The following is an 18,801-nucleotide window of genomic DNA, read 5'->3' as shown; positions in this document are numbered from 1 at the left end:
TCAAGTGTCGCTGTCGTTATCTTCGCTTTCGACAACGCGCTCCAATCCGGCCAATTTCTCGCCGGGATCCAGATTGATCAGCGTCACGCCTTGCGTGGCCCGGCTCATTTCGCGCACTTCATTGACGCGCGTGCGGATCATGACGCCGCCGGAAGTGATCAGCATGATCTCATCATCCGGTTTCACCAGTTTCGCCGCGACCACCTTGCCGTTGCGCGGGCTGGTGATGATCGCGATCATGCCTTGCGTGCCACGGTTATGACGGGTGTATTCGCCGATTGGCGTACGTTTGCCGAAACCGTTTTCCGTGGCGGTGAGTACTGCCAGTTCTTCATTTTCAGCCACCAGCATCGAGATGACCTTTTGTCCGGGACCGAGTTTCATACCGCGCACGCCACGGGCGGTGCGTCCCATCGGGCGCACGTCATTTTCATCAAAACGCATGGCTTTGCCGTTGTCCGAGAACAGCATGACATCATGCTTGCCGTCCGTTAGTTCAACACCGATCAAATAATCGCCTTCATCCAAGCCGATGGCGATGATGCCGTTGTTGCGAGGACGGGAAAAATCCGACAACGGGGTTTTCTTGACGGTGCCAAAGGCTGTCGACATGAAAACGAAGTGATCGTCGTCAAAGGTTTTAACCGGCAGTACGGCGTTGATTTTTTCGCCTTCTTCCAGTTGCACCCAGTTGACAATCGGTTTGCCGCGCGATTGCCGTCCGCCTTGCGGCACTTCGTAAACCTTGATCCAGTACACGCGACCCAGGCTGGAGAAACACAGGATGTAGTCATGGGTGTTGGCGATGAATAATTTGTCGATGAAGTCGTCTTCCTTGGTGCTGGTCGCCAGCTTGCCGCGTCCGCCGCGTTTTTGCGCGCGATAATCGTCGAGCAATTGCGATTTGATATAGCCGCTGTGCGATAGTGTGACGACGACATCGGCGGGGGTGATCAGGTCTTCAATACTTAAATTTTGTGCATCGAGAACGATTTCGCTGCGGCGCTTATCGCCGAATTGTTGCCGGATACTTTCCAGTTCTTCGGTAATGATGCGGGTAATACGTTCGGGATTGGCCAGAATATCGAGATAGTCGATAATTTTATCAATGACATCTTTGTACTCGTTGACGATTTTTTCCTGTTCCAAGCCGGTCAAGCGCTGTAGACGTAAATCCAGAATCGCTTGTGCTTGCTCGTCCGACAAATGGTAGCCTTGCGATTGCTGGCCGAAAGCTGCATCCAATCCTTCAGGGCGGAGCGCCTGGGCATCGGCAATCGCACGTTCGAGCATTTCTTTCACCAATGCCGATTGCCAGGCTCTGGCCATCAAAGCGGTTTTGGCATCGGCGGGTGTCGGTGCGGCTTTGATCAACGCGATGATTTCATCAACGTTGGATAATGCCACCGCCAAACCTTCCAGAAGGTGACCACGTTCGCGTGCTTTCCTGAGTTCGAATACGGTGCGGCGGGTGACGACTTCGCGGCGATGGCGCAAGAAAGCGTCGAGAATCTGTTTGAGATTCAGCAACCGCGGCTGGCCGTCGAGCAGGGCTACCATGTTCATGCCGAAGGTATCCTGCATTTGCGTTTCTTTGTACAGGTTGTTCAGGATAACTTCGGGCGTTTCGCCACGTTTTAACTCGATGACGACGCGCATGCCGGATTTGTCGGATTCATCGCGCAGATCGGAGATGCCTTCGATCTTTTTGTCGCGCACCAACTCACCAATGCGTATCAGCAAGTTGGCTTTGTTGACCTGGTACGGCAACTCGTCAATGACGATGCATTGGCGGCTGCCTTTTTCCATGTCTTCGAAATGTGTGCGAGCGCGCATTACCACGCGGCCCCGGCCGGTACGATAACCGTCTCTGACACCGTCTACACCATAAATGATGCCGGCGGTTGGGAAGTCGGGCGCCGGAATGAGTTCGATCAGCTCATCGATACTGATTTCGGGGTGTTTCAGCAGCGCCAGGCATGCATCAATCACTTCGCTTAAATTGTGCGGTGGAATATTGGTTGCCATCCCAACCGCGATCCCGGAGGAACCATTAATCAGCAGATTTGGGATTTTCGTGGGCAGTATCAGCGGTTCTTGCTCCGAACCATCGTAGTTCGGGCCGAAATCGACCGTTTCCTTGTCGAGATCGACCAGCAGTTCATGCGCGATGCGCGACATGCGGATCTCGGTATAGCGCATCGCCGCGGCATTGTCTCCATCCACCGAACCAAAGTTACCTTGACCGTCAATGAGCATGTAACGCAATGAGAAATCCTGTGCCATACGGACAATGGTATCGTAGACTGCAGTATCGCCATGGGGATGGTACTTACCGATAACGTCACCTACGATACGCGCTGATTTTTTATAAGGCCGGTTCCAATCATTGGAGAGTTCGTGCATTGCGAACAATACGCGCCGGTGCACCGGTTTCAAACCATCGCGGACATCCGGCAAAGCGCGTCCGACGATGACGCTCATGGCGTAATCAAGATAAGAACGCCGCATCTCCTCTTCAAGACTGATGGGCAGGGTTTCCTTGGCAAACTGATTCATATCTTAGGAATTTTGAGAGAAACAACAGGTTAAACAGGTTAAGAAGCGATGGCTTATTTTTGTTTTTACATATTCTGAACAATTCGATGCTTTTTATTCTAACATGCTGGTATCGATTCTCAGTTAACTTTGCTGTAAATATAAGTTGCGATAATGGGAAGATCTTTAAAGAAAAAAAGCTTGAAAAAGCGATTTAAATAGGTAAACATAATCGTTTCTTCAAATTTTTTCTTGTTCTTGCCTGGAACAAGTCTTGATCCAGTTTTTTATCTACAAAATAAGCGAGTGTTGCACTGTGTCTAACTTGATGAATACATACGCACGGTTACCTGTTACCTTTATAAAAGGGCAGGGAGTGTGGTTGTGGGACGACAAAGGTGAGAAATATCTCGACGCGTTGTCCGGAGTAGCTGTCTGTGGATTGGGGCATTGCCACCCGCGATTAACCCGGGCTATTTGCGAACAAGCCGGGACTTTGATTCATACATCGAATCTGTTTCATATCCGGAAACAAGAGCAATTAGCCGAACGCTTGGTCGCATTGTCCGGGATGGATAATGCTTTTTTTTGCAATTCCGGCGCGGAAGCTAACGAAGCCGCAATAAAACTTGCCAGACTTCATGGGCATAATAAGGGAATTTCATTGCCGACCATTATTGTCATGGAAAGGTCATTTCATGGCCGTACCATGGCAACGTTGACGGCAAGTGGAAACCGTAAGGTACAGGCGGGTTTTGAACCGTTGCTGACCGGGTTTGTGCGTGTGCCCTACAACAATATCGAAGCGGTTAGTCAGGTTGCTGCCAATAATAAGGATGTTGTCGCGGTGTTGGTAGAACCTTTTCAAGGTGAGGGCGGTGTCAATATTCCAGAGGCGCATTATTTACAGGAATTACGCAATCTTTGTGATCGGCAAGATTGGTTGCTGATGCTGGATGAAGTGCAATCGGGGATCGGCCGCAGCGGGAAATGGTTTGCTTTTCAACACAGCCGGATCATACCGGATGTAATTACACTGGCTAAAGGATTGGGCGGCGGCGTGGCAATCGGCGCGTGTTTAGCGAAAGGCGTGGCGGCTGAGGTCTTTAAACCCGGTAATCATGCATCGACTTTTGGCGGAAATCCATTAGCGTGTGCGGCTGCGATCGAGACATTGGAAGTTATCGCGGATGAAAATCTGCTGGATCACGTCACCCAATTGGGGGATTTCATGCGCGTTCAATTGAGGGATCGGCTAGCGGCTGTGCCGGGGGTAGTGCAGATCAGAGGCCAAGGATTGATTACCGGTATTGAATTGGCGGCACCTTGCACGGAATTGGTTAAAAAAGCTTTGGAAAGGAAGTTGTTGATTAATGTAACTTCGGACAAAGTGATACGCTTGCTGCCTGCATTAGTGATGCAGCAGCATGAAGCGGAACAAGTGATCGATATTACATGCTCGATAATAAAGGAGTTTATGAATAGCTCAGCTGAACACAATTGATTAGTTGTCAGTTAGTTGATTAGTTATTTATCTTGTTATGCAATTAAAGCATTTCTTGCAATTTAATGATTTCCGCCGTGATGAATACGAGTACCTGTTTGAACGCGCGCGCTGGATAAAGCAGGAGTTCAAGCAGTACCGGCAATATTGGCCGCTTACCGACCGCACATTGGCAATGATTTTCGATAAGAATTCAACGCGAACGCGGTTGTCATTTGAAGCGGGTATGCATCAGTTGGGTGGCACGGCCATTCATTTATCTTCTCGTGATACCCAGTTAGGAAGAGGGGAACCAGTTGAAGATGCCGCGCGCGTGATTTCCCGCATGGTCGATCTGGTTATGATCCGCACTTATAAACATGACATTATCAAGCGATTCGCCGAGTATTCACGAGTTCCTGTAATCAATGGACTGACCGATGAATATCATCCATGTCAAATAATGAGTGATATTTTTACTTTTACAGAACACCGAGGCTCGATAGAGGGTAAAACCGTTGCGTGGATAGGGGATTCCAATAATATGTGCAGCACTTGGTTGCAAGCGGCCGAAGTGTTTAATTTTAAGGTGCATGTGTCAACACCGCCCGGTTATGATATTAATCCTGAGCAAATCGGCTTAAGTAGCGCCAGGCATTTTGAAAAGTTTGCTAATCCGCATCAGGCCGTAATCGGGGCCGACTTGGTTACCACGGATGTGTGGACCAGCATGGGTTTTGAAGCGGAAACGGAGCAACGAAAGAATGATTTCGCCGATTTTTGTGTCGACGAGGAAATGATGGCATTGGCGAAAAAGGATGCGTTATTCATGCACTGTTTACCGGCTCATCGCAACGAGGAAGTAAGCGCCGAGGTTCTGGATGGACCGCAATCAGTGGTTTGGGATGAGGCGGAGAACCGGCTGCACACGCAGAAGGCACTGATGGAATATTTATTACTGGGCAAGCTGGATGCGGCAAAGTTGTAAAAAATAATATTATTAGGTTATTAAAATTTATCTGACGAAAGTATAAAAATAATGAAAAAAGTAAATAAAGTGGTTCTGGCTTTTTCTGGCGGGCTCGATACATCGGTTATTTTGAAATGGTTGCAAGATACTTATCAGTGCGAAATTGTTACTTTCACGGCGGATATCGGTCAAGGCGAAGAGGTTGAGCCTGCAAGAGCCAAGGCAAAGCAGCTAGGTGTTAAAGAAATTTACATTGACGATCTGCGTGAAGAATTCGTGCGGGATTTCGTATTTCCGATGTTTCGAGCCAATACGATATACGAAGGTGAATATTTGCTGGGAACCAGTATTGCGCGTCCGTTGATCGCGAAAAGACAGATCGAAATAGCAAAAGAAACTAATGCTGATGCTGTCTCTCATGGCGCTACCGGGAAGGGGAATGATCAAGTTCGATTTGAATTGGGATATTATGCGCTGCAGCCGGATATTCACGTTATTGCGCCGTGGCGCGAATGGGATTTAACTTCCAGAGAGAAGTTGCTGCAGTATGCTGAGAGGCATGGTATTCCGGTAGAGATGAAAAAGAAAGCGGGATCGCCGTACAGCATGGATGCAAATTTATTGCATATTTCGTATGAAGGCAGAATGCTCGAAGATCCTGCGGTAGAACCGGAAGAGTCGATGTGGCGCTGGAGCGTGTCGCCGGAAAAAGCGCCGGATGAGCCAGAATATTTGGACTTGGAATTCAAGCTTGGAGACGTAACTGCGATAAATGGCAAACCCATGTCACCAGCTGGTGTATTAGAGAAGCTCAACCAACTGGGCGGCAAGCACGGAATTGGCAGGTTGGACTTGGTAGAAAACCGCTATGTGGGCATGAAGTCGAGAGGTTGCTATGAAACGCCCGGAGGAACTATTTTATTGCGCGCGCACCGCGCGATGGAATCAATTACATTAGACCGTGAAGTAGCCCATCTTAAAGATGATTTGATGCCTCGCTATGCTTCCTTGATTTATAACGGTTACTGGTGGAGTCCGGAGCGGAAGGTGTTGCAAACAATGATTGATGTGACTCAAGAGAAAGTGAATGGATGGGTTCGATTGAAATTGTATAAGGGGAATGTCATTGTTGTCGGCAGAGATTCGGCGTCTGATTCCTTGTTTGATCCAACAATTGCGACTTTCGAAGATGATGCTGGGGCATATAATCAAGGAGATGCGGCCGGATTTATAAAACTTAACGCGCTGAGGATGCGCATTGCGGCGAATGCTTCAAAGAAAAAATCCAGTGAAGCATGAGTTTCAGTGCAATTCATTCATGAGAATCGCGTAAAAAAACAGTAGGCTTCAGATGTCGTGAGAAAAAATAATCTTGAGCGGAACAACAATGCCATCATTTGATATCGTTTCAGAAGTGGATAAGCAGGAAGTCAGGAATGCGGTCGATCAGGTCAATAAAGAAGTGAGTACGCGCTTCGATTTTAAGGGCTCCGATGCGAGAGTTGAGCAAACTGATTACCAGCTAACGATTTTTGCTGATGACGAGTTCAAATTGGAACAGGTTCTGGATATTCTAAGAACGAAATTAACAAAGCGTAATGTAGACGTTCGTTGCTTGGATAAAGGTGTGATGGAAAAAATAAGCGGTAATAAGGTTAAGCAAACAGTCACTGTAAAAACCGGAGTGGAAACAGAACTGGCTAAAAAAATAATCAAGCACATCAAAGATAGTAAATTAAAGGTGCAAGCCAGTATACAAGGAGATGTAGTGCGTGTATCAGGTGCAAAAAAAGATGTTCTTCAGGAAGCTATTCAATTGATTAAAAAAACTGAAAACGGTTATCCGCTGCAATTCCAAAATTTTAGGGATTGAGCGATGTTTAAAAAAATTACGTTCAGGTTTTATGAAATCTATACTGCAAGGCGGCAGTAATAGTTTGAGTATTATAATATGCCGAAGCATGGAAGTGGATCGGTATTGTTACTGATTGTCTTGACATGCATTTATAAACCCAATAGAATCCGGTCTCTTTTTTATCGCGCCTGAAGATGGAGTAATTGGATGGCGGCGAATTGCTAATTTCCGATTAGCTTCACTGGAATAAACAATACCAGCAAAAAGCAGTCCGACGGCTAAAAGTCGTCGCAGTTTTTTTAGGATATAGAAATGCCAACGATCAGTCAGTTAGTTCGAAAACCCCGCACAGCCAAGCGAGTTAAAAGTAGTGTGCCTGCGCTAGAGAATTGTCCGCAAAAGCGAGGAGTGTGTACTAGAGTCTATACTACGACGCCGAAGAAACCGAATTCAGCCTTGCGAAAAGTTGCGAGGGTGCGATTGACTAACGGTTTTGAAGTGTCAAGTTATATTGGTGGTGAAGGACATAATCTCCAAGAGCACTCGGTAGTTTTAATACGAGGGGGGCGGGTTAAGGATTTGCCGGGCGTGCGTTATCATACGGTGCGTGGCAGTTTGGATACTGCTGGAGTGAAAGATCGCAAGCAAGGCAGATCGAAATACGGATCCAAGAAACCTAAATCTGCTTAAGAGTTGCTATCTTATTATCAGCTGATCGATATAAAAATAAGTGAATTAATGAAATGAGGTTTTACAATGCCTAGACGTAGAGAAGTTCCCAAAAGAGAAATATTGCCTGATCCGAAATATCACAATGTTGAGCTTGCAAAGTTTATCAATGTGCTTATGACTCGTGGCAAAAAGTCTGTTGCTGAAAGAATTATCTACGGAGCGCTAGAACAGATCGAGAAAAAAACAGGTGGTGATCCACTGGAAGTATTCACGCAAGCGTTAACCAATGTGAGACCAATCGTTGAGGTAAAGAGCCGTCGTGTTGGTGGTGCTAATTATCAGGTTCCGGTTGAAGTTCGTTCGGTGCGCAGAAACGCATTGGCTATGAGATGGCTTAGAGATGCGGCCAGAAAAAGAAATGAGAAGTCGATGGATGCGCGGCTGGCAGGTGAATTGGCGGAAGCTGCTGAGGGGCGTGGTGGCGCGGTAAAGAAACGTGAAGAAGTGCATCGCATGGCTGAATCGAACAAGGCGTTCTCGCATTTTAGATTTTAGTAAGTAACCGGTACAAATTGAACAGAAAGTAAGGCTTAATTGTGGCTAGAAAAACACCCATAGAACGTTATCGAAACATCGGCATCATGGCACATATTGATGCCGGAAAAACAACGACTACAGAACGCATACTTTTTTATACTGGAGTATCGCATAAACTTGGCGAGGTTCATGATGGCGCGGCAACTATGGATTGGATGGAGCAGGAGCAAGAGAGGGGAATTACAATTACTTCTGCAGCTACCACATGTTTCTGGAAGGGTATGGCAAGTAATTACCCGGAACATCGCATTAATATTATTGATACACCGGGGCACGTTGATTTTACGATCGAAGTAGAACGTTCGTTGCGAGTTCTGGATGGCGCCTGCACCGTGTTCTGTGCGGTTGGCGGGGTTCAGCCGCAAACGGAAACAGTTTGGAGGCAAGCGAATAAATATCAAGTGCCGAGACTGGCATTCGTAAATAAGATGGACAGATCAGGTGCAAACTTCATGCGTGTTTATGATCAAATCAAAACACGCCTTAAAGCAACACCGGTTCCGATTCAGCTACCTATTGGTGCGGAAGATAAATTCGAAGGGGTGGTTGATCTCGTCAAAATGAAGGCTATTTATTGGGATGATGAGAGTCGCGGGATGAAATTTGAAGAGCGCGATATACCGTCGAATCTTAAAGCTGATGCCGAGTCTTGGCGCGAAAAAATGTTGGAAACTGCCGCTGAAGCTGATGAAGAATTGATGAACAAATATCTGGAAAACGGAGATTTGGATCTTTCGGATATAAAAAAAGGTTTGCGCAGTAGAACAATCAACAATGAAATAGTTCCGATGATGTGTGGCACCGCCTTTAAAAATAAAGGGGTGCAAGCGATGTTGGATGCGGTGATTGATTATATGCCCGCGCCGACAGATGTTTTGGCAATTCAAGGTGAAAATGAGGATGGGAGTTCAGGTAAAAGATCTGCGAGCGATGATGAGCCTTTTGCTGCGCTGGCGTTTAAGATAGCCACTGATCCTTATGTGGGGCAGTTAATCTTTTTCAGGGTGTATTCAGGTGTCGTGACCTCAGGTGACACGATTTATAATTCTGTCAAAGGCAAGAAAGAAAGGATAGGTAGGATTTTGCAGATGCACGCAAATCAACGAGAAGAAATCAAAGAAGTGCGTGCGGGGGATATAGCGGCAGCAGTTGGTCTAAAAGAGGTTGTGACTGGTGACACGCTTTGTGATCCGCAAAAGATTATAACCTTGGAAAGAATGGATTTCCCAGAACCGGTGATTCATGTTGCCGTTGAACCAAAGACAAAAATGGATCAAGAGAAAATGGGGATTGCCTTAAATAGACTGGCGCAAGAAGATCCCTCGTTTAGAGTCAGAACAGATGAAGAATCAGGTCAGACGATTATTTCAGGAATGGGTGAATTGCATTTGGAAATCATTGTCGATCGGATGAAGCGAGAATTTGGCGTTGAGGCAAATGTCGGGGCGCCTCAAGTAGCTTATCGAGAAGCAATTAGAAAGTCTGTAGAGATTGAAGGGAAGTTTGTAAAGCAGTCGGGTGGTAGAGGGCAATATGGTCACGTTTGGTTAAAAATGGAACCAAATGAAGCTGGAAAAGGATTTGAATTTGTCGACGAAATAAAAGGCGGAGCGGTGCCGCGAGAATATATTCCCGCAGTTGAAAAGGGGCTGAATGAGACATTGCCGAGTGGAGTGTTGGCGGGTTATCCGGTTGTCGATGTTAAAGTAATCTTGTTTGATGGTTCATATCATGATGTGGATTCGAATGAAAATGCATTCAAGATGGCTGCGTCAATTGCATTTAAAGACGGAATGCGTAAAGCCAATCCAGTATTGCTGGAACCAATGATGTCAGTAGAAGTTGAGACGCCGGAAGATTTTATGGGAAATGTTGTAGGGGATTTGTCATCGCGTCGTGGGATGATTCAAGGCATGGAAGATATACCTGGACTCAAAGTTATAAGGGCCGAAGTTCCATTGGCGGAAATGTTTGGATATTCAACAGCTTTAAGGTCGGCGACTCAGGGAAGGGCGACATACACCATGGAATTTAAGCATTATGCAGAGGCGCCAAAAAATGTAGCTGAAGCAATAATAAATAAAAAGTAATTGATTAAGTAAAGTGTGCATAAGGATAGATCATGGCAAAGAGTAAATTTGAGCGGTCGAAGCCACATGTGAATGTGGGGACGATAGGGCATGTGGATCATGGTAAGACGACGCTGACGGCGGCAATAACGACGATATTGACGAAAAAATTTGGTGGAGAAGCGAAGAGCTATGATCAAATTGATTCGGCACCGGAGGAACGGGCGCGAGGCATTACTATCAACACTGCGCACGTGGAATACGAAACCGCCAAGCGCCATTATGCGCATGTTGACTGTCCTGGGCATGCGGATTATGTGAAGAACATGATAACGGGTGCGGCGCAGATGGACGGAGCGATTCTGGTTGTTTCTGCTGCGGATGGACCGATGCCCCAAACGCGCGAGCACATTCTGTTGGCCCGTCAGGTAGGTGTTCCTTATATCATTGTATACATGAACAAAGCCGATATGGTCGATGATAAGGAATTGATCGAACTGGTGGAAATGGAAATCCGAGAACTGTTATCCAAATACGAATTTCCTGGGGATGATACACCCATAATAATAGGATCGGCCTTAAAAGCATTGGAGGGAGACCAGAGTGAAATTGGCGAGCCATCCATCTTGAGACTGGCGGAAGCGCTGGATAGTTATATACCGCAACCGGAGCGCGCGATTGATGGTGCATTTATCATGCCGGTGGAAGATGTTTTCTCGATATCAGGCCGTGGAACTGTTGTGACTGGAAGGGTAGAGAGAGGGATCATCAAGGTAGGTGAAGAGATAGAGATAGTCGGGTTGAAACCGACGCTAAAGACGGTATGTACGGGTGTGGAAATGTTCCGCAAGCTATTGGACCAGGGGCAAGCCGGGGATAATGTCGGGATATTGTTGCGTGGAACAAAGCGGGAAGAAGTGGAGCGTGGCCAAGTATTGGCGAAGCCTGGCAGCATATCGCCGCATACAAAATTCACAGCTGAGATTTATGTGCTGAGTAAAGAGGAAGGTGGGAGGCATACCCCATTTTTTCCAGGCTATCGTCCGCAGTTTTATTTTAGAACCACGGATGTGACGGGAGCGATTGAATTGCCGGCGGGTACGGAGATGGTGATGCCCGGTGATAATGTCTCAGTGACGGTTAATTTGATAGCGCCAATTGCGATGGAAGATGGGCTGCGATTTGCGATACGTGAAGGCGGCAGAACAGTGGGCGCCGGTGTCGTCGCCAAAATTATTGAGTAAGAGAGAAAGTTTGTTAGATGCTGAATTCAGTATGATCGTGTATTGAATCTGGATACTAAGGAAAATTATCATGCAAAGTCAAAAAATTAGAATTCGGCTAAAAGCTTTCGATTATCGGTTAATCGATAAATCAGCGCTTGAAATTGTAGAAACAGCTAAAAGAACCGGAGCGGTTGTCAAAGGACCTGTGCCTCTTCCAACTAAAATAGAGCGCTTTGATGTATTGCGATCGCCGCATGTTAACAAAACATCGCGTGATCAATTTGAAATTCGGACTCATTTGCGTTTGATGGATATTATTGATCCAACTGATAAAACAGTCGATGCCTTGATGAAACTGGATTTGCCTGCGGGAGTTGATGTGGAAATAAAATTGTAAGTAATCTATGGAAAGTTTATGGTTGAAATGTACGAAAGATTGCTCTTCTGTAAAAATAAAAAGTAAAGAGTTCCTTTATCGAGGATGAAAATGAGCTTAGGTTTGATTGGACGAAAAATCGGAATGACAAGAATTTTCACAGAAAATGGTGATAGCTTGCCGGTTACTGTTATAGATATCGCAAATAATAGAATTACTCAATTAAAGAGAAACGATAACGATGGCTATAGCGCCGTGCAAATAACTTTTGGAAGCAAGCGATCCAATCGTTTATCCAAGTCAATTGCAGGGCACTATTCAAAGGCTGCAGTAGAAGCGGGTGAGATTTTAAAAGAATTTAGAATACCCGATGAAGAAATTGAACAATTTAAAATTGGAACGGTAATTGACAGTAGTATTTTTCAAGTTGGCCAATTGGTTGATATTTCTGGAACAACTATAGGAAAAGGCTATGCGGGGACAATCAAATTGCATCATTTTTCATCGAATAGAACTAGTCACGGCAACTCAAAGGCACATAGAAAACCAGGTTCGATTGGAATGGCGCAAGATCCTGGGCGTGTTTTTCCAGGCAAAAGAATGTCAGGTCATATGGGAAATGTAAAAAGGACAACACAAAATCTTGAAATATTGAGGATTGATAATGAAAGGAAATTACTGTTAATAAAAGGCGCTGTTCCAGGCTTCAAAGGAGGTAATGTTTTTGTGTATCCGAGTATCAAAGGTTCTAAATAAATTAAAAAGCATAATTAACAGCAATAGGGTGAATAAGCAATGGAACTTGAGCTTATCGGAAAAGAAAAGCAGGAAAAAGTGATTATCTCTGATCAGGTGTTTAATAGAGAATATAATGAAGCACTGGTTCATCAAGTGATTACAGCATATTTATCGAATGCGCGAGCGGCGTCTAGAGCACAAAAGGGGCGCTCGGATATAGCTAAATCCACTAGAAAACCTTGGAGGCAGAAAGGCACTGGACGTGCGAGAGCAGGAATGGCATCGAGTCCCATTTGGCGGGGCGGCGGAAAAATATTCCCGAATTCACCCGAAGAGAATTATAAGAAAAAATTAAATAAAAAGATGTATCGTGTCGGCATGAGCGTCATTTTGTCGCAATTAATAAGGGACGGAAGGTTGGTCGTGACGGAGCAAATTAGTGTTGAATATCCTAAGACTAAAGAATTTTTAAAAAAAATAACTCTTCTCGGCATGAGCATGGAAGGAACAATGGTCATAACGCATGAAATTGATGAAAATTTATTTTTATCCTCACGCAATGTTCCGCATGTTTCGGTTGTAGAAGTACATAATGCAGATCCGGTAAGTTTGCTAAAATTTAAAAAAATTCTGATAACAACGGATGGACTAAAGAAATTTGAGGAACTTTTGTCATGAAAGAACTTGAAGTTAATCAAGAAAGATTGTTGAAAATAATTTTTGCTCCGCATATATCAGAAAAAGCAACATTTTTAGGGGAAAAAAATAATCAAACCATATTTCGTGTGGCGCTTGATGCTTCTAAAAAAGAAATAAAAGATGCAATAGAACTGTTGTGGAAAGATCAAAAAATAACAGTAAAAAATGTAACAACCATTACAGTTAAAGGAAAGAAAAAAAGATTTGGACGCTTTTTAGGCAGTCGTAGCAATTGGAAAAAAGCAATAGTAAGCGTCAAGGAAGGGCAAGAATTAGATTTAAACAAATTTTCTGGTACCGAGGCTAAGTGATGGCATTAATAAAATTAAAACCAACCTCTCCGGGTAAAAGATCTGTAGTTAAATTAGTAAATAAAGAATTGTATAAAGGGAAGCCTTATAAGAATTTGCTTGAAAAGCAAACAAAAAAAGCTGGACGCAATCATCATGGACACATAACAATTCGGCATCATGGGGGAGGGCATAAGCAACATTATCGACTCATTGATTTTAAACGCGACAAAGATAATATTCCAGCAATAGTGGAGCGGATCGAATATGATCCCAATAGAACGGCTAATATAGCTTTGCTGTGTTACCAGGATGGTGAAAGGAAATATATTATTGCACCTAAAGGATTGCATGTTGGCGCAAAGATAAGCAGCGGAAATAATGCTCAAATCAAAATTGGAGATGCTTTAGCACTACGTCATATTCCAATGGGTACTATCATTCATTGTGTCGAATTGCTGCCTGGCAAAGGAGCTCAACTGGCAAGATCAGCTGGAGCCTCTGCACAATTACAGGCAAGAGAAGGAAGTTATGCGCAAATTAAGTTACGTTCTGGGGAAATGCGTAAGATTCATATAGACTGTCGTGCTACGATAGGCGAGGTGGGAAATGTGGAGCACAATTTAAGATCAATCGGAAAAGCTGGTGCTATGAGATGGCGGGGTCAAAGACCGACTGTTCGTGGTGTTGCAATGAATCCTATAGATCATCCTCACGGTGGAGGAGAAGGTAGGACTTCAGCAGGAAGACATCCGGTTAGTCCCTGGGGCGTACCTGCAAAAGGGTATCGAACAAGAAAAAATAAGCGAACAGAATCAATGATTGTACGGCATCGTTATACGAAGAGAGGATAGTAATTAAATGGCACGCTCAATAAAAAAAGGACCATTCGTTGATAATCATTTAATGAAGAAAATTGAGAAAGCACGAGAACGAAATGATAAAAAACCCATCAAGACATGGTCAAGAAGATCTACGATAATTCCTGACTTCATTGGATTTACGGTTGCCGTGCATAATGGAAAGCAGCATATCCCTGTATTTGTAACCGAGAATATGGTTGGTCACAAATTTGGTGAGTTTTCACTGACAAGAACATTTAAGGGACATGCTGGAGACAAGAAGGCTGTAACTAAACGATAGGGAAGTATGATGGAAACAAAGGCGATTTTAAGAGGCGCGCGACTATCGGCTCAAAAAGGAAGATTGGTGGCTGATCAGATAAGAGGATTGTCGGTCGATAAAGCTTTGCATATCCTACAATTTAGCCCTAAGAAGGGGGCAACAATAGTGCGGGCGTTATTAGAATCTGCAATAGCAAATGCAGAACATAACGATGGTGCAGACATTGATGAGCTCAGAGTTATTTCTATTTATGTGGATAGAGGAATGTTTATGAAGCGAACCAGCGCAAGAGCGAAAGGTCGGGGAAATAGAATTCTTAAACCAACTTGTCATATATCGCTCACGGTAGGCGATAGGATTGAAAATTAAAATATAAGGCTTATAGCACATGGGGCAAAAAATACACCCAATAGGATTCCGGCTTTCAGTAAATAAAAACTGGCAATCTCGATGGTATGCAAATAGTAATGATTTTGCAAAAATGCTCAACGAAGATATTAAAGTACGGCATTTTCTAAATGAAAAGTTAAAAAATGCTTCGGTCGGAAGGATTTTGATTGAGCGGCCCTCAAAAAACGCCAGGATTACAATATTTAGTTCCAGACCAGGAGTTGTAATCGGGAAAAAAGGAGAAGATATTGAGGTGTTGCGAAGTGAACTTCAGAAAAGAGTGGGGGTTCCTGTGCATGTCAATATTGAGGAAATTAGAAAACCAGAGATAGATGCTCAACTCATAGCAGATAATATTGCGCAGCAATTAGAAAAAAGAATAATGTTTCGACGTGCTATGAAAAGAGCTATGCAAAATGCCATGAGACTCGGAGCTCAAGGAATCAAAATAATGAGTTCAGGACGATTAAACGGCATAGAAATCGCCAGAAGAGAATGGTATCGCGAGGGGAGGGTGCCACTTCATACGATAAGAGCCGATTTGGATTATGGAACTGCTCAAGCACAAACGACATATGGAATTATTGGCATAAAAGTATGGATTTTTAAGGGAGAAATTCTTGGAAATTCTGAACAAGCAACTACATTACATGGTAATACGAGCTTGGAGAATGAAAAGAAAAAAATATCGAAGAGATCAATCATGACGTTATCAGATGTTGATTTAAAAACTTCTTCAATCGTTGATAAAGCAACTTCTTCAGAAGAATAGAATTTATAAAATCAATAGCATTGTTTTAAACGGAGAAATTGATGCTTCAACCATCAAGAACAAAATATAGAAAGCAGCAAAAAGGAAGGAATACCGGAATCGCAACAAGAGGAGCGAAAGTAAGTTTCGGAGAATATGGCTTGAAAGCGTTAGGGCGGGGACGATTAACAGCTAGGCAGATTGAGGCTGCCAGACGTGCAATGACGAGGCATATTAAAAGAGGTGGTAGAATATGGATAAGAATTTTTCCAGATAAGCCCATATCGCAAAAGCCAGCTGAAGTTAGAATGGGAAATGGAAAAGGCAATCCTGAATATTATGTAGCTGAGATACAACCGGGTAAAGTGTTATATGAGATGGATGGAGTTAATGAAGAGCTAGCGAGAGAAGCTTTTTCATTAGCAGCAGCAAAGTTGCCTATAAAAACAACATTTATCGTCAGACAAATTGGTGTATAGACATGAGAATTAGCGATATGAGAGTCAAAGAGCTTCATGAGTTAAATGAAGAATTGATGACGCTGCTAAAAATACAATTTAGTTTACGAATGCGACATGCAACTCAGCAGTTGTCGAATACGCAGCAAATTAAAAAAAATAGAAAAGATATAGCTAGATTAAAAACTTTGATTGCTCAGAAAAAAAATTATGAAGAGTGAAGATATAAAACGTAGTCGCAGCTTAAATGGTAAAGTTGTCAGTAATAAGATGGCTAAAACAGTCACGGTTCTTGTTGAGCGCCGACTTAAACACCCTCTATATGAAAAATTTATAACACGCTCTAAGAAATATCACGCTCATGTTGAAAATAATAATATAAATATTGGGGACATCGTTTTAATCGAAGAGTGTCGTCCAATATCTAAAACTAAAAATTGGTTGGTTAAAGAACTGCTTGTCTGTACAAAAAAAGACTTTTAAATTTAAAGATTAATAGCCTCTTGAAGAATTTGCAGATAATAAATCTATAAAAGAGAACAGATCAATGATACAAATGCAATCCAAACTAAGAGTAGCCGATAATACTGGTGCGCGATCCCTGATGTGCATTAAAGTGCTTGGCGGATCAAAAAGACAGTATGCCGGCATAGGGGATATCATAAAAGTCAGCATCAAGGATGCTGCGCCAAGAGGAAGAGTCAAGAAAGGTGAAGTGTACAATGCTGTTGTGGTCCGAACTACTAAGGGAGTGCGGCGCAATGACGGCTCATTGCTCAAATTCGACGATAACGCTGCAGTGTTATTAAATAACAAATTAGAACCTATAGGAACTCGGATATTCGGGCCAGTAACTAGAGAATTACGTACTGTAAAGTTTATGAAAATTGTCTCATTAGCTCCTGAAGTTTTATGAATCGGTGATAGAAAATGCCTAAAATTAAGAAAGGTGATGAAGTAATGGTTATTACAGGCAAAGATAAAGGTAAGAGAGGCACAGTTTTGCGTGTAATTAAAAACGAGCGTTTAATTGTTCAAGGTATAAATTCCGTAAAAAAGCATCAAAAACCGAATCCTGCTACTGGCATTGCTGGGGGAATAATCAACAAGGAAATGCCCATCCACATTTCCAATGTCGCTATTTATAATTTTGAAACAAGTAAAATTGATAAAATTAAAATGAGTTTAGATTCACAAAAAGAAAAAAAGAGAGTTTTTAGATCTACCGGTGAATTAATTGGATAATCTTATTAGGGGTAGTTATAAATGGCTCGATTAAAAGAATATTATCAAACAGCAGTTGTAAAAAAATTGATGACTGATTTTAAATATAAATCAGTTATGGAAGTTCCTAGGATATCGAAGATAACACTGAATATTGGTCTCGGAGAAGCAACAACCGATAAAAAGATAATTGACAACGCACTATCGGATTTAAAAAAAATAACTGGGCAACAGCCCATAGTTACACGAGCAAAGAAATCAATAGCAACATTTAAAGTAAGAAAAGATTATCCTATTGGATGTAAAGTTACTCTTCGTCATATAAGAATGTATGAATTTTTGGATAGATTAATTGGGATAGCTATGCCAAGAATACGAGATTTTAGAGGAATTTCGGGTAAATCATTTGACGGTCGTGGAAATTATAATTTGGGTATAAAAGAGCAGATAATATTTCCTGAGATTGATTATGATAAAATTGATTCTTTGCGTGGGATGAATATATCGATTTCGACTACAGCAAAAAATGATTTAGAGGCAAAAGCATTACTAGAAGCTTTTCATTTTCCTTTTAAGAATTGAGAATAAATATGGCAAAACTATCGTTAATTAATCGAAATCTAAAAAGAAAAAGAATAGTTGATAAATATGCTGATAAAAGAGCTAGAATAATTAGCATAATTCGTAACTATACGATACCTATCGAAAAGCGCAATGAGGCACGTATAGCCTTGCAAATGCTTCCTAGAAATGCTAGCCCGGTAAGGCTAAGAAATAGATGTGAATTAACAGGTCGGCCACGAGGTGTTTATTCGAAATTTGGATTAGGAAGAATTAAGCTAAGAGAGATTGCGATGAGTGGTAAAATTCCGGGTATTACGAAAGCAAGCTGGTAATTTCTTGACGTACAAATAAAGGATAAAAGTTGAGATGAGTTTAAGTGATCCGATATCAGATATGCTTACCAGAATCAGAAACGCACAAATGGCTCATAAGCTGTCTGTTAAAATGCCAAGTTCAAAATTAAAGATCGCTATAGCAAACGTGCTTAAGGATGAAGGATATATTCATGGATATGAAGTTGTTGAGATATCTAATAAAAGTGAATTAGTAATTAATTTAAAATATCACTGTGGCGTACCTGTGATTGAACAAATAATACGGATAAGCAAACCAGGTTTGAGAATTTATAAATCGTGCTCGAACTTACCTAACGTAAAAAATGGTCTAGGTATATCGATTGTCTCTACCTCAAAAGGTGTTATGACTAATCAGAAAGCTAGAGTAAACGGATTAGGCGGTGAATTATTATGTTGTGTAGTTTAATTTAGTGAATTATC

Annotated in this window: 25 protein-coding genes; 24 read left to right on the top strand and 1 reads right to left on the bottom strand. The window is 42.9% G+C overall.

Translation table 11 applies throughout. The annotated features are described in order from the left end of the window. The gene (gyrA, locus tag RBH92_RS11695) at nucleotides 1-2,559 is read right to left on the bottom strand and encodes a DNA gyrase subunit A (protein WP_292924694.1); all 2,559 of its coding nucleotides are present in this window, start codon (nucleotides 2,557-2,559) and stop codon (nucleotides 1-3) included. A 307-nt stretch (nucleotides 2,560-2,866) separates the two neighbouring features. On the opposite strand from gyrA, the gene RBH92_RS11690 reads away from it, so the two are divergent. The 24 genes from RBH92_RS11690 to rpsH all read left to right on the top strand — a co-directional run bounded on the left by RBH92_RS11690 (nucleotide 2,867) and on the right by rpsH (nucleotide 18,787). Continuing rightward, nucleotides 2,867-4,042: an aspartate aminotransferase family protein gene (locus tag RBH92_RS11690; protein WP_307932208.1), complete on the top strand. Its 1,176-nt coding sequence runs from the start codon at nucleotides 2,867-2,869 to the stop codon at nucleotides 4,040-4,042. A 37-nt stretch (nucleotides 4,043-4,079) separates the two neighbouring features. Beyond that, complete coding sequence (gene argF / locus RBH92_RS11685) at nucleotides 4,080-5,009, top strand: ornithine carbamoyltransferase (RefSeq protein ID WP_292924697.1); 930 nt, start codon at nucleotides 4,080-4,082, stop codon at nucleotides 5,007-5,009. Nucleotides 5,010-5,060: 51 nt separating this feature from the next. After that, nucleotides 5,061-6,290, top strand: a complete 1,230-nt coding sequence (locus tag RBH92_RS11680) for an argininosuccinate synthase (RefSeq protein ID WP_307932207.1) — start codon at nucleotides 5,061-5,063, stop codon at nucleotides 6,288-6,290. A gap of 88 nt (nucleotides 6,291-6,378) precedes the next feature. Further along, a complete protein-coding gene (locus RBH92_RS11675) occupies nucleotides 6,379-6,864 on the top strand; it encodes a YajQ family cyclic di-GMP-binding protein (RefSeq protein WP_307932206.1) in 486 nt (161 codons plus the stop codon). Nucleotides 6,865-7,158: 294 nt separating this feature from the next. Then, nucleotides 7,159-7,536 carry a 30S ribosomal protein S12 gene (rpsL, locus tag RBH92_RS11670; RefSeq protein ID WP_292924702.1) on the top strand — a complete coding sequence of 126 codons (378 nt, stop codon included), beginning with the start codon at nucleotides 7,159-7,161 and terminating at the stop codon, nucleotides 7,534-7,536. Nucleotides 7,537-7,602: 66 nt separating this feature from the next. After that, nucleotides 7,603-8,073, top strand: a complete 471-nt coding sequence (rpsG, locus tag RBH92_RS11665; RefSeq protein ID WP_292924703.1) for a 30S ribosomal protein S7 — start codon at nucleotides 7,603-7,605, stop codon at nucleotides 8,071-8,073. Between the two features lie 41 nt (nucleotides 8,074-8,114). Then, nucleotides 8,115-10,205 carry an elongation factor G gene (gene fusA / locus RBH92_RS11660; RefSeq protein ID WP_307932205.1) on the top strand — a complete coding sequence of 697 codons (2,091 nt, stop codon included), beginning with the start codon at nucleotides 8,115-8,117 and terminating at the stop codon, nucleotides 10,203-10,205. 32 nt (nucleotides 10,206-10,237) lie between these two features. Then, nucleotides 10,238-11,428, top strand: a complete 1,191-nt coding sequence (gene tuf, locus RBH92_RS11655) for an elongation factor Tu (protein WP_307932204.1) — start codon at nucleotides 10,238-10,240, stop codon at nucleotides 11,426-11,428. 70 nt (nucleotides 11,429-11,498) lie between these two features. Next, the gene (gene rpsJ, locus RBH92_RS11650; RefSeq protein WP_292924427.1) at nucleotides 11,499-11,807 is read left to right on the top strand and encodes a 30S ribosomal protein S10; all 309 of its coding nucleotides are present in this window, start codon (nucleotides 11,499-11,501) and stop codon (nucleotides 11,805-11,807) included. Between the two features lie 90 nt (nucleotides 11,808-11,897). Further along, nucleotides 11,898-12,542, top strand: coding sequence for a 50S ribosomal protein L3 (rplC, locus tag RBH92_RS11645; protein ID WP_307932203.1), 645 nt, complete (start codon nucleotides 11,898-11,900; stop codon nucleotides 12,540-12,542). Between the two features lie 39 nt (nucleotides 12,543-12,581). Further along, nucleotides 12,582-13,202 (top strand): 50S ribosomal protein L4, encoded by a 621-nt coding sequence (gene rplD / locus RBH92_RS11640; protein WP_307932202.1) that lies wholly within the window; start codon nucleotides 12,582-12,584, stop codon nucleotides 13,200-13,202. Then, nucleotides 13,199-13,534, top strand: coding sequence for a 50S ribosomal protein L23 (gene rplW, locus RBH92_RS11635; RefSeq protein WP_307932201.1), 336 nt, complete (start codon nucleotides 13,199-13,201; stop codon nucleotides 13,532-13,534). Before rplD ends, rplW begins: the two co-directional genes overlap by 4 nt. Beyond that, on the top strand, nucleotides 13,534-14,367 hold the full coding sequence (gene rplB, locus RBH92_RS11630) for a 50S ribosomal protein L2 (RefSeq protein WP_307932200.1): 834 nt from the start codon (nucleotides 13,534-13,536) through the stop codon (nucleotides 14,365-14,367). Before rplW ends, rplB begins: the two co-directional genes overlap by 1 nt. 7 nt (nucleotides 14,368-14,374) lie before the next feature. Then, on the top strand, nucleotides 14,375-14,656 hold the full coding sequence (rpsS, locus tag RBH92_RS11625; protein ID WP_307932199.1) for a 30S ribosomal protein S19: 282 nt from the start codon (nucleotides 14,375-14,377) through the stop codon (nucleotides 14,654-14,656). A gap of 9 nt (nucleotides 14,657-14,665) precedes the next feature. After that, nucleotides 14,666-15,007 (top strand): 50S ribosomal protein L22, encoded by a 342-nt coding sequence (gene rplV / locus RBH92_RS11620; RefSeq protein WP_307933964.1) that lies wholly within the window; start codon nucleotides 14,666-14,668, stop codon nucleotides 15,005-15,007. A 19-nt stretch (nucleotides 15,008-15,026) separates the two neighbouring features. Then, nucleotides 15,027-15,800: a 30S ribosomal protein S3 gene (rpsC, locus tag RBH92_RS11615; RefSeq protein ID WP_307932198.1), complete on the top strand. Its 774-nt coding sequence runs from the start codon at nucleotides 15,027-15,029 to the stop codon at nucleotides 15,798-15,800. Nucleotides 15,801-15,841: 41 nt separating this feature from the next. After that, nucleotides 15,842-16,258, top strand: coding sequence for a 50S ribosomal protein L16 (gene rplP / locus RBH92_RS11610; RefSeq protein WP_292924420.1), 417 nt, complete (start codon nucleotides 15,842-15,844; stop codon nucleotides 16,256-16,258). A 2-nt stretch (nucleotides 16,259-16,260) separates the two neighbouring features. Continuing rightward, nucleotides 16,261-16,458 carry a 50S ribosomal protein L29 gene (rpmC, locus tag RBH92_RS11605; protein WP_307932197.1) on the top strand — a complete coding sequence of 66 codons (198 nt, stop codon included), beginning with the start codon at nucleotides 16,261-16,263 and terminating at the stop codon, nucleotides 16,456-16,458. Continuing rightward, nucleotides 16,448-16,720, top strand: coding sequence for a 30S ribosomal protein S17 (gene rpsQ / locus RBH92_RS11600; RefSeq protein WP_307932196.1), 273 nt, complete (start codon nucleotides 16,448-16,450; stop codon nucleotides 16,718-16,720). Before rpmC ends, rpsQ begins: the two co-directional genes overlap by 11 nt. A gap of 64 nt (nucleotides 16,721-16,784) precedes the next feature. Continuing rightward, nucleotides 16,785-17,153 (top strand): 50S ribosomal protein L14, encoded by a 369-nt coding sequence (gene rplN / locus RBH92_RS11595; RefSeq protein WP_307932195.1) that lies wholly within the window; start codon nucleotides 16,785-16,787, stop codon nucleotides 17,151-17,153. A 14-nt stretch (nucleotides 17,154-17,167) separates the two neighbouring features. Then, nucleotides 17,168-17,482 carry a 50S ribosomal protein L24 gene (gene rplX / locus RBH92_RS11590; protein WP_307932194.1) on the top strand — a complete coding sequence of 105 codons (315 nt, stop codon included), beginning with the start codon at nucleotides 17,168-17,170 and terminating at the stop codon, nucleotides 17,480-17,482. A 21-nt stretch (nucleotides 17,483-17,503) separates the two neighbouring features. Next, nucleotides 17,504-18,043: a 50S ribosomal protein L5 gene (rplE, locus tag RBH92_RS11585; protein ID WP_307932193.1), complete on the top strand. Its 540-nt coding sequence runs from the start codon at nucleotides 17,504-17,506 to the stop codon at nucleotides 18,041-18,043. A gap of 8 nt (nucleotides 18,044-18,051) precedes the next feature. Further along, nucleotides 18,052-18,357, top strand: a complete 306-nt coding sequence (gene rpsN, locus RBH92_RS11580) for a 30S ribosomal protein S14 (RefSeq protein WP_307932192.1) — start codon at nucleotides 18,052-18,054, stop codon at nucleotides 18,355-18,357. A 34-nt stretch (nucleotides 18,358-18,391) separates the two neighbouring features. Beyond that, nucleotides 18,392-18,787, top strand: a complete 396-nt coding sequence (gene rpsH, locus RBH92_RS11575) for a 30S ribosomal protein S8 (protein WP_307932191.1) — start codon at nucleotides 18,392-18,394, stop codon at nucleotides 18,785-18,787. The last annotated feature ends 14 nt before the right edge of the window (nucleotides 18,788-18,801 follow it).

The sequence above is a fragment of the Nitrosomonas sp. sh817 genome (assembly GCF_030908545.1).
GTDB lineage: Bacteria > Pseudomonadota > Gammaproteobacteria > Burkholderiales > Nitrosomonadaceae > Nitrosomonas.
Note: the sequence above shows the minus strand (reverse complement) of the source record. Positions and strands in the feature narration are given on the sequence as shown.